Annotated in this window: 7 protein-coding genes; 6 read left to right on the forward strand and 1 reads right to left on the reverse strand. The window is 75.1% G+C overall.

What is annotated here, in order from left to right:
- The first annotated feature begins 97 nt into the window (after positions 1-97).
- From ACZ462_RS10785 to ACZ462_RS10795, 3 genes are read left to right on the forward strand one after another with little or no spacing between them, the layout of a single operon-like run.
- Positions 98-973 carry a M24 family metallopeptidase gene (locus tag ACZ462_RS10785; protein ID WP_467805697.1) on the forward strand — a complete coding sequence of 292 codons (876 nt, stop codon included), beginning with the start codon at positions 98-100 and terminating at the stop codon, positions 971-973.
- Positions 970-2,775: an SDR family oxidoreductase gene (locus tag ACZ462_RS10790; RefSeq protein WP_467805696.1), complete on the forward strand. Its 1,806-nt coding sequence runs from the start codon at positions 970-972 to the stop codon at positions 2,773-2,775. Before ACZ462_RS10785 ends, ACZ462_RS10790 begins: the two co-directional genes overlap by 4 nt.
- Positions 2,772-3,725: a MerR family transcriptional regulator gene (locus ACZ462_RS10795; RefSeq protein ID WP_467805695.1), complete on the forward strand. Its 954-nt coding sequence runs from the start codon at positions 2,772-2,774 to the stop codon at positions 3,723-3,725. Before ACZ462_RS10790 ends, ACZ462_RS10795 begins: the two co-directional genes overlap by 4 nt.
- Before the next feature lie 34 nt (positions 3,726-3,759).
- On the opposite strand, the gene ACZ462_RS10800 is transcribed toward ACZ462_RS10795, so the two are convergent.
- Positions 3,760-4,608: an aquaporin gene (locus ACZ462_RS10800; protein WP_467805694.1), complete on the reverse strand. Its 849-nt coding sequence runs from the start codon at positions 4,606-4,608 to the stop codon at positions 3,760-3,762.
- Positions 4,609-4,742: 134 nt separating this feature from the next.
- On the opposite strand from ACZ462_RS10800, the gene ACZ462_RS10805 reads away from it, so the two are divergent.
- The 3 genes from ACZ462_RS10805 (at position 4,743) to ACZ462_RS10815 (ending at position 10,306) form a co-directional block, all read left to right on the forward strand.
- Positions 4,743-5,291: an RNA 2'-phosphotransferase gene (locus tag ACZ462_RS10805; protein WP_467805692.1), complete on the forward strand. Its 549-nt coding sequence runs from the start codon at positions 4,743-4,745 to the stop codon at positions 5,289-5,291.
- Between the two features lie 114 nt (positions 5,292-5,405).
- Positions 5,406-7,268, forward strand: a complete 1,863-nt coding sequence (locus ACZ462_RS10810) for an HSP90 family protein (RefSeq protein WP_467805691.1) — start codon at positions 5,406-5,408, stop codon at positions 7,266-7,268.
- Complete coding sequence (locus ACZ462_RS10815; RefSeq protein ID WP_467805690.1) at positions 7,265-10,306, forward strand: tetratricopeptide repeat protein; 3,042 nt, start codon at positions 7,265-7,267, stop codon at positions 10,304-10,306. Before ACZ462_RS10810 ends, ACZ462_RS10815 begins: the two co-directional genes overlap by 4 nt.
- Positions 10,307-10,403 lie beyond the last annotated feature (97 nt).

Below are 10,403 nucleotides of genomic sequence, written 5' to 3' on the forward strand. Positions count from 1 at the left end.
CAGGCGCCGCGCCCGCCCCTTGACGCGGTCTGCGGGCATTGTCACATTCATCAGTGGCAGGTTACGGGCGGTACGGCTTCTGGGACGGGCGGCTGGCATGGCTGGGAACACCGGGAAGGGCACCACCGCGGCACCGCGCACCAGGCGGCTCGACGCCGAGCTGCGCGGCTTCCGGGAGGTGCAGCGGCTCGCGTACGCCTGCGCGGAGGCGGTCGCCGCGCAGCTGCGGCCGGGCGTGACCGAGCGCGAGGCGGCCCGGATGCAGCGGGAGTGGCTGCGCGGGCGCGGCGTGCGGGACTGGTTCCACCTGCCGTTCGCCTGGTTCGGGGACCGGACGGCCTTCGCGGGCTTCCGTGTCCCGCTCCAGTTCTTCCCGACGAACCGGGCTCTCGAGCCGGGGATGCCCTTCATCCTCGACATGGCGCCGGTGTACCGGGGGTATGCGGCGGACATCGGCTACTCCGGCAGCCTCGGGCTCAACCCGGTGCAGGACCGGCTCCTGTCGGACCTGCGCGCGCACCGCGAGCTGATCCTGCGGCAGGTCCGCGAGCGCCGGTCGCTGCGCGAGATCTACGAGAACGTGGACCGGCTGATGGTGCGGCAGGGCTACGCGAACCGGCACCGCGCCTATCCCTTCGGCGTCATAGCCCACAAGGTCGACCGGGTGAGGGAGCGGCGCTGGTCGCCGACCCTGTTCGGGTTCGGCACGCAGTCCCTCAAGGGACTCGTCGGCGACGCGCTGCACGGGCACCGGGAGGGCTGGTCGCCGCTGTGGAGCCCGTACCGGTTCTCCGACCACGCGCCGCAGCCCGGCATGTGGGCGGTGGAGCCCCACCTGGGCTTCCGGGGGACGGGCGCCAAATTCGAGGAGATCCTCGTCGTCACGGACTCCCGCGACCCCGAGGAGAGTGCGTTCTGGCTGGACGACGATCTGCCGCACGTGCGGCGCTGGGCCGAGGAGGGGGCAGCATGAGCGAGGCGGACGGGACGACCGGGGCGCGGTCGTCGGGGCGAGGCGCGGCCGGGGCGCGCGAGCGGCGTGTCAGCACGGGCGGTGTGGAGCTGTGTGTGGTGGAGCTGGGCGACCGGGACCGGCCGACGGTGGTGCTGGTGCACGGCTACCCGGACAGCAAGGAGGTCTGGTCGGAGGTGGCGGAGCGGCTGGCGGACCGCTTCCACGTGGTGCTGTACGACGTCCGCGGGCACGGCCGCTCGACGGCGCCGGTGCCGCTGCGCGGCGGGTTCACCCTGGAGAAGCTCACCGACGACTTCCTGGCCGTGGCCGACGCGGTCAGTCCGGACCGCCCCGTCCACCTCGTCGGACACGACTGGGGATCGGTGCAGGGCTGGGAGTTCGTGACCACCGCCCGGACTGAGGGCCGGATCGCCTCCTTCACCTCCATGTCGGGCCCCTCCCTCGACCACTTCGGGCACTGGATCAAGGAGCGGCTGAGCCGGCCCACACCGCGGCGGGCCGCCCAGCTTCTCGGCCAGGGCGCCAGGTCCTGGTACGTGTACCTCCTCCACACGCCGCTGCTGCCGGAGCTGGCCTGGCGGGGCCCGCTCGGCAAGCGCTGGCCCGGGATCCTCCAGCGGGTCGAGCGGGTGCCGGCGGGCGCGTACCCGACCCCGTCGCTGCCGTCCGACGCCGCGCACGGCGCCTGGCTGTACCGGGACAACGTCCGGGCACGGATGCGCCGCCCACGGCCCGACGCGTACGCGCACGCGCCGGTCCAGCTGATCACGCCGACCGGCGACGCCTTCTTGTCCGAGCGGCTCTACGACGGGCTGGAGCGCTGGGCTCCGGACCTGGTGCGGCGCACCCTGCCCGCCAGGCACTGGATGCCCCGCACCCGGCCCGACCAGCTGGCCGCGTGGATCGCCGAGTTCGTCACCGCCCGGGAGGAGCCCGCGGCACGCGCCCCGCGGCTGAAGGCGCCCGGCAGGTACGCAGACCGGTTCGCCGGCCGGCTGGTCCTGGTGACCGGCGCCGCCAGCGGCATCGGCCGGGCCACCGCGTACGCGTTCGCCGAGGCCGGAGCCCGGGTGGTCTGCGTGGACCGGGACGCCGAGGGCGCGGCGCGCACGGCCGAGATGGCGCGGCTCATCGGCGCAGCCGGGGCATGGGGCGAATGCGCAGACGTCGCCGACGAGGCGGCGATGGAGAAGCTCGCCGCGAAGACCGCCGCCGAGTACGGCATCGTCGACGTGCTGGTCAACAACGCCGGGATCGGTTTGTCGGGGCCGTTCCTCGCCACCACCGCCGAGGACTGGAGGAAGGTCCTCGACGTCAACCTGTGGGGCGTCATCCACGGCTGCCGGATCTTCGGCCGGCAGATGGCCGAGCGCGGCCAGGGCGGGCACATCGTCAACACGGCCTCCGCGGCGGCCTATCTGCCGTCCAAGTCGCTGCCCGCGTACAGCACTTCCAAGGCGGCGGTGCTGATGCTCTCGCAGTGCCTGCGCGCCGAACTCGCCCCGCAGTCCATCGGCGTCTCGGCGGTCTGCCCCGGCATCGTCAACACCAACATCACCTCGACCTCCCGTTTCACCGGGGTGGACGGCGCCGAGGAGAAGCGGCGCCAGGAGCGCGCGGCGCGGCTGTACAGGCTGCGCAACTTCCCGCCGGAGAAGGTCGCCGACGCCATCCTGCGGGCCGTCGTGCACAACGAGGCGGTGGTACCGGTGACGCCGGAGTCCAAGGGGGCCCTGATGCTGTCCCGGTTCGCGCCCGGCGTGCTGCGGCGGCTCGCCCGGCTGGAGCCGCGCCTGTGACCGGGGCCGCGCCGGGACGGTCCGATCAGGCGGAGGCCGAGTACCGGATCGAGGACCTGGCGCACCGCAGCGGGGCCACGGTGCGCACGATCCGGGCCTACCAGGACCGGGGCCTGCTGCCGAAGCCGGAGCGGCGCGGCCGGTCGAACGTCTACCGCGACGCGCACCTGGTGCGGCTGCGGCAGATCGCCGACCTGCTGGACCGCGGCTACACCCTGGCCTCCATCAAGGAGCTGCTCGAAGCGTGGGACGAGGGGCGCGGGCTCGGCGGGGTCCTGGGCCTGGTCGCCGAGGTGCAGGGCCCGTGGACCGACGAGGAGGCAGGCCGGGTCAGCCGGGCCGAGCTGGACGAGCGGTTCGGCGGCGCCCCGGACGACGCGGCTGTCGCCGAGGCGTGCGACCTGGGCGTGCTGGAGCGGATACCCGGGCGGCCGGACGAGTTCCTGGTCCCCTCCCCCCAGGAGCTGGCGGTGGCTGCGGAGCTGTACGCGGCCGGAGTGCCGCTGCGGGCCATCGCCGGACACCTCAGGGAGCTGCGCGGACAGGTGGAGCACATCGCCTCGCGGTTCCTGGAGTTCACCACCGAGCACGTCTTCGCCCGCTACCTCGGGCAGGTGCCGCCGACGGACGCGGACGCGGCGGAGGCCGCCGAGATGGTCCGGCGGCTGCGGCCGCTGGCTCAGCAGACGGTGGATGCCGAGCTGGCCCGGGCGATGCGGCTGTTCGCGACCCGGCACCTGCGGCATCACCTCGGGGCGGCCGGGGCCGCACCGCCGCCCGGGGCCTCGGCCGTCCCGCTGCCCGCCGAGACCGTGCGGGCGGTGCAGGAGCTCGTGGGCGCCGAGCACGTGGCGGACTTCGTCCGCGCCGCCGCCGAACGGGAGCTGCATGCCCGGCGGATGAACGACCTGGCGCGCCGCGGAGCCGGCCGGCCGGACGGCACACCGTGATCCACAAGCCACCGTAGTCCACAGGGCGGATCACTCATTTACCGTCAAATCCCACCCAACCGGCTGTGGACAAGGCGGGGTTTCCTGTGGGCAAACCTGTGGACGAAGTTCCCTCCGGATGGCTCGCGAGTCGGCCGGCGGCCCCGACCGCGCTGCTGGCCGCGGGCTTGGCCGCAGTGTCGGCCCGTACGGTTCCACGGCCGCTGCGGCCGCCGTAGAGGAGTGTGGCGAGGACCAGGCCGAGCGCTCCGCCGGCGAGCTGCGCCGCCACGAAGCCGGGCAGCGACTGCGGGGCGATGCCCGTGAAGGAGTCGCTGAAGGCGCGCCCCACCGTGCCCGCGGGGTTGGCGAACGAGCCGGAGGAGGTGAACCAGATCGCGCACGCGAGGTACGCGGCCACCGCTCCGGGGATGAGCCGCGGCCGCCCGCTGCGGGCCAGGCCCTGGATCACCAGCACCAGTCCCGCGGTGGCCACGACCTCGCCGACGAGCAGGTGGCCGCCGCGCACCTGGGTGGCGAAGCCGCCGGGCACCCGCCCGAACATCGCCTCGGCGAGGACGGCCCCGGCGATGGCGCCCGCGGTCTGCGCGGCGGCGTAGGCGAGCGCCTCGCGCCCCGGCAGCCCCGTGCCGCCGCGGCGGCGAGCCCACCACGACGCGAGAGTGACCACGGGGTTGAGGTGCGCCCCGGACAGCGGCCCGAAGAGGATCACGGCCAGGCCGAGGCCGATGGCCGAGGCGAGCGAGTTGGCGGCCAGGGCGACCCCGGTGTCGCCGCTGAGGGCCGCCGCCTGGATGCCGGATCCGACGACGACGGCGAGGAGGCCCGCGGTGCCCGCGAACTCGGCGGCCGCGCGGCGCGGCAGGGAAGCGTGGATCGTCATGGGTCCTCCCCCGAAGCAGATGTGTAATGGAATATATATTCCGTATAACGGAATGCGACGGCCAGGGGTGCCCCTCGGCCGGGGCGGCCGAAATCCGCTGCGCAAGCGGGCCGCGCCCCGGCAAGCTGGGCGGCATGGACGACAAACGCACCGTGAAGGTGTCCAAGTACATGTCAAAGCACCTGCGCCACCAGCCGGAGCGCATCGGCCTGCGCCTCGACCCGCAGGGCTGGGTCGGGATCGACGACCTGCTGGCCGCGGCCGCCGCCCACGGCTTCCCCGTCACCCGGGCCGAGCTCGACCACGTCGTCGCCGTCAACGACAAGCAGCGCTTCGCCGTCGACGGGACCCGCATACGCGCCAACCAGGGCCACACCGTGCCCGTGGACCTGGCGCTCCCGGAGGCTGAGCCGCCCGCGCACCTCTATCACGGCACCGTCGCCGCGGCGCTGGACGCCATCCGCGCCGAGGGCCTGCGCCCGATGGCCCGCCACCACGTCCACCTGTCCCCCGACCGGGAGACCGCCACCCGCGTCGGAGCACGCCGCGGCCGCCCGGTCGTCATCGGGGTCGACGCGGCCGCGATGAGGGCCGCCGGACACGTCTTCCGGATCAGCGCCAACGGGGTGTGGCTCGTCGACGCGGTACCGCCGCAGTTCCTCCGCCTGCCGGGGCGGCACTAATTTCCCGGCAGATTGTCAGATCATCCCCCTAACCTGGTCCCCATTCCGGGATCCGTGAGGGGGGGCACCTCGCGATCACCGAACCACCCATGCACCGACGCGAGGTGACGTCCCATGACATCTGCACCCACTGCCGCGATCCCCGGCGACCCCGAGGCCAACACCTTCCAGGTGGACCTGCGCGGCCTCGTCGACCTGCTCTCCCACCACCTCTACTCCAGCCCGCGCGTCTACGTGCGCGAGCTGCTCCAGAACGCGGTCGACGCCGTCACCGCCCGGCACGCACACGACCCGCAGGCCGCGATCCGCATCCGCCTCGCCGCCTCCGGCGGACGCGTCACCATCGAGGACAGCGGCATCGGCCTGACCGCCGACGAGGCGCACTCCCTCCTCGCCACCATCGGCCGCAGCTCCAAGCGCGGCGGCGAACACGGCCTGGAGACCGCCCGCCGCGAGTTCCTCGGCCAGTTCGGAATCGGCCTGCTCGCCTGCTTCGTCGTCGCCCGCCGGATCCGCGTCGTCACCCGATCCGCCCGCGACCCGCAGGCCGCCCCCGTCGAATGGCTCGCCGCCGACGACGGCACCTACACCGTGCGCGAACTACCCGACGACGCCCGCCGCGAGCCCGGCACCACCGTCGAGCTGGAGGCCCGCCCCGGCGCCGAGGAGTGGACGGACCCCGCGCGGGTCGAGCAGCTGGCCCGCGACTACGGCTCGCTCCTGCCCTACGACATCACCTTCGACGACGGCGCAGGCGGCGAGCCCCGGCCGGTCACCGACCGGCCCGCCGTCTGGGACCGCCCCTTCCCCACGCCGGCCGCCCGCCGCGTCGCCCTCGCCGGCCACTGCGCCGGGCTCTTCGGGTTCACCCCGCTCGACACCATCGACCTCGACCTGCCGCTCGCCGGAGTGCGCGGCGTCGCGTACGTCCTGCCCGAACCGACCAGCCCCGCCCACCGCTCCGGCCACCGGGTCCACCTCAAGGGCATGCTGCTGACCGACCGGGCCGACAACCTGCTGCCCGACTGGGCGTTCTTCGTGCGCGCCGTCCTGGACACCGACACCCTCAGGCCGACCGCGTCCCGCGAGAACCTGTACGACGACGAGACCCTCGCCGCCGTCCGCGAGGCCCTCGGCGCCCGCATCCGCGCTTGGCTCGCCGAACTCGCCGCGAGCGACCCGGAGCGCCTGGCCGCCTTCCTGGGCGTCCACCACCTCGGGGTGAAGTCCCTCGCCCGGCACGACCCCGAACTGCTCGGCCTGATGCTGCCCTGGCTGCCGTTCGAGACCAGCGACGGCTCGATGAGCCTCCAGGAGTTCGCGGCCGCCCACCCCGAGATCCACTTCACGCGCTCCGTCGAGGAGTTCCGCCAGATCGCGCCGATCGCCGCCGCCCACGGCCTCGGCGTCGTCAACGCCGGATACACCTACGACGCCGACCTGCTCGCCCTGCTGCCCGCCGTACGGCCGGACCTGAAGGTCGCCGAGCTCGACGCCGGGGCCGTGACCGAGCGGCTGGACCCCGTCCCGACCGCGGCGGAGCTGGCCCTCGCACCCTTCCTGTCCACCGCCCGCACCCGCCTCCAGGCACAGGGCTGCGACGTGGTCCTGCGCGCGTTCCAGCCCGTCTCGGTCCCCGCGCTGTACCTCGACGACCGGCAGGCCCGGCAGGAGCGCGACCGCACCGCCGCCCTCGACAACGCCGACGCCCTGTGGACCGGCATCCTCGGCGCGCTGCGCGGGTCGGCGCCCCGGGCCCGCCTCGTCCTGAACCACAACAACCCGCTCATCCGGCGCATCGCGTCCCTGCCCGACGAAGCCCTCACCGGCACCGCCGTCGAATCGCTCTACGGGCAGGCGCTGCTGATGTCCCAGCGGCCGCTGCGCGCGGCCGACACGGCCCTGCTCAACCGGGCCTTCCTCGGGCTCCTGGAATGGGCCACCCACCCCGCCGACGCCCCGGAGGACCCTCAGTGACCACGATGACGACCGACGAGGTCCGGCAGGCCCTCGCGGAGAACCGCAGCGCCCCGAACGGATCCGCCCGCAACGCCCACGCCGAGGCCCTGGCCGGCGCCGCCGAGGCCACCGGCGACAAGGCGCTGTTCCGCGAGGCACTGGACAACCTGATCACCTCGTACCTGCACAGCGCCGAGTCCTCGAAGATGCTCGTCCCCTTCGCCCGGCTGCTCCAGGAGTACGACCAGGACCCCGGCTCGTTCGGCCGGTGGGACGTCCACTCGCTGTTCTGGCAGTTCAAGTGGATCGGGACGGCCATCGGCGACTCCCCCGAGATCCCCCTGGACTCCGCCCGCGGCTGGCTTGAGGAGATGGAGCGGCGCTACCGGCTCGCCGGCTACAGCGAGCGCCCGGTCCGCGAGGCCGAGATGTGGCTCGCCGACGCCACCGGCGACGACAAGCGGGCCGACCTGGCGATGCGCGCCTGGCTCGCCGCCGAGCGGGACGCCATGAGCGACTGCCACGCCTGCGAACTCAACAGCCAGGGCCAGTACGCCGCCCTGCGCGGCGACGACGACCGCGCCCTGGAGCTCTGGCAGCCGGTCCTCACGGGCAGCCGGACCTGCGCGGAGGAGCCGCACCGCGTCCTGGCCGCCTCCCTGCTGCCGCTGCTGCGGCTCGGCCGCCTCGACGAGGCGCGCCGCAACCACATCCGCGGCTACCGGCTGGCCCGCGGCAACGAGAGCCTGCTCCCGTCCGTCGGCCGGCACATCGAGTTCTGCGCCCTCAGCGGCAACGAGTCCCGCGGCCTGGAGATCCTCGCCGAGCACGCCGGACACCTGGGCGCCCTCGCCAACGCCGACGACCAGCTCGACTTCCACGGCGGCGTACTCGTGCTGCTGCGCCGGCTGGAGGAGCTGGGACACGGCGGCAGCCCGGCCGTCCCGTACGGGGAGGTCCCCCGTACGGTCTCCGAGCTGTACGCGCACCTCCACGCGAACTCGCTCGCGATCGCCCGCAGCTTCGACGCCCGCAACGGCAGCACCCGCACCTCGGACCGCTTCCTGGCACGGGTCGACCGGGAGCCGCTGGTGGAGGTGCTGCCGCTCGGTGTGCGCAGCGCGCCGCTTCCGCAGGCGGCCGCCCCGGCCCGGCCCGCTGCCGCGGTGCCGTCCCGGTCGTCCGCCGGACCGGCGGACGCGGCCGCACCGGCGGGCTTCGCCGCACTCGTGGAGCGGGCGCGCGCGGCGCGCGACCAGGGCCACCCCGCCGCAGACGCGCTCTGGGCCGAGGTCGCCGCCCGGGCCTCCGCCCTGCCCGAGGACGGCATGGACGCGCTGACGGCCGCCGACCTGGCCGACAGCCGGGCACTGGCCGCCGCCCGCGCCGGCGCCCCGGATGCGGCGGACCTGCTCGCCGCGGCCCGCGACGGCTACCGGGCCCTCGGGCAGGCGCAGCGCGCGGCGCTGGCGGAACTGCGGCTGGCCAGCGCGGCTGCGCAGGACGGCGCCGCGCCCGAGCGGATCCGCGCACTGCTCGCAGCGGCAGCGGACGCCGCCGAGGCGCTGGAGGACGACGAGCCGCTGCGCGGGCGCCGGATCGCCTTGGCGGAGCTGGCCGCGCTCCGGCTGGAGCCCTACCTGCGCTCCCGGGAGTCGCACCGCGGGGACGGCGCACCGGAGGACCACGGGCACGGCGCCGAGCACGCCCGCGAGCAGGCCGCCCGGCTCACAGCCTTCGCCGCCGCCCACCGCGAGTCGCTGCCCGACCTCGCCGCGGAGGCGGAGGAGATGCTGGGCCGCATCGCCCTGAAGCAGGGCGATCCCGAGGGCGCCGCTCCGCTGCTGGACGCGGCCGCCGCACGGGCGGTGGACGCGGGCCGTCCGTGGCTGGCGGTGGACCCGCTCACGCTGCTCGCCGGTGTGCTGATGGCGCTGGGCCGTCCCGAGGAGGCCGAGCGGGCGGCACGTACCGGCCTGGAGCACGCGGCGGGGGTGACCGACGCGGAGGCACAGGGCGCGGTCCGCCTCACGCTCGCGGACATCCTGCTGCGCCGGGGCGACGCGGCCGCCGAGGCGGCGGAGCACGCCCTGGCCGCGGCGCACTGGTTCGACCAGGCCGGGCGGGCCTCCGGCAGCGGCGCACAGGCCCGGTTCACCCTGGCCCGGGCGCACGCGGTGCAGGGACACCACGCCGACGCCGCGGAGGTCCTGCGGTCGGCGCTCCCCGACTTCCTGGAGCACGGGGAGGGGCAGGCGGTGAGCGCCCGCCAGTTCCTCGGCGACCTGCTGGCGGAGCTGAACGAGCCGCAGGAGGCGGCGGAGCAGTACCTCCTGGCGGCGGAGGCGGCCGAGCACTGGGAGGACCAGCGGCCCCACGCCCGCCTGGCGCACTCGGCCGCCGACCAGCTGGCCCGGGCGGGCCTGCCCGAGGAGGCGGCCGCCGCCTGGGAGCGGGCCCTGGAGCTGTACCGGGGGGCGGGCGGCGAGCCTGTCTCGGAGGCGCGGATCCTGCGGTCGCTGGCCTGGCTGGCACTGCGGGAGGAGGTCACCGCCCCGGCGGTGGCGCACGCCCGGTCCCGGATGGGCCAGGCCTCCGACGTCCTGCAGACGGCGCTGGCCGGCGAGCCGGAGGCGCCGCACCTGCTGGCCGAGCTGGCCCAGACCTGGTACCAGCTGGCCCAGGTGGCCGACCGGCTGGTGAATAGGTCCGAGGAGCTCTACGACCCGCACGGCGGGGGCGACGAGGACGACAGCGGCGAACCGCGGCCGGCCGGCGGGCTGGACGCGCAGGAGGCCGAGGCTCTCCGGCGCGAGGAGGTCGAGCTGTGCGAGCGCGCCGCCGAGGTCTACCGGCAGCTGGGGCCGGACCACCTCGGCGACCGGCTCCAGTGCGAGCAGTACGCCGCCTGGACCGAGCAGGAGCTCGGCCGGGAGGAGGCGGGGGCGGCGCGGATCGCGGCGCTCGTCGAGGAGTTCAAGGCCCTTCCCGAGGATGTCGTGGGGGACCTGCTGGAACGCGCGGAACTCACCCTCTCCCACCTGTCCCGGGACTGACCCGCTCAACCGGACCGGGGCCCCGGGGGGGGGGGGGGGGGGGGGGAGGGGGGGAGGGGAGGGGGGGGGGGGGGTGGTGGTGAGGTTTCCCCCGAAA

This window comes from Streptomyces sp. NPDC031121, from assembly GCF_055570615.1.

Coding starts and splice junctions, on each gene's coding strand:
- ACZ462_RS10785 (WP_467805697.1), top strand. CDS start 98: ATGGCTGGGAACACCGGGAAGGGCACCACCGCGGCACCGCGCACCAGG.
- ACZ462_RS10790 (WP_467805696.1), top strand. CDS start 970: ATGAGCGAGGCGGACGGGACGACCGGGGCGCGGTCGTCGGGGCGAGGC.
- ACZ462_RS10800 (WP_467805694.1), bottom strand. CDS start 4,608: ATGACGATCCACGCTTCCCTGCCGCGCCGCGCGGCCGCCGAGTTCGCG.
- ACZ462_RS10805 (WP_467805692.1), top strand. CDS start 4,743: ATGGACGACAAACGCACCGTGAAGGTGTCCAAGTACATGTCAAAGCAC.
- ACZ462_RS10810 (WP_467805691.1), top strand. CDS start 5,406: ATGACATCTGCACCCACTGCCGCGATCCCCGGCGACCCCGAGGCCAAC.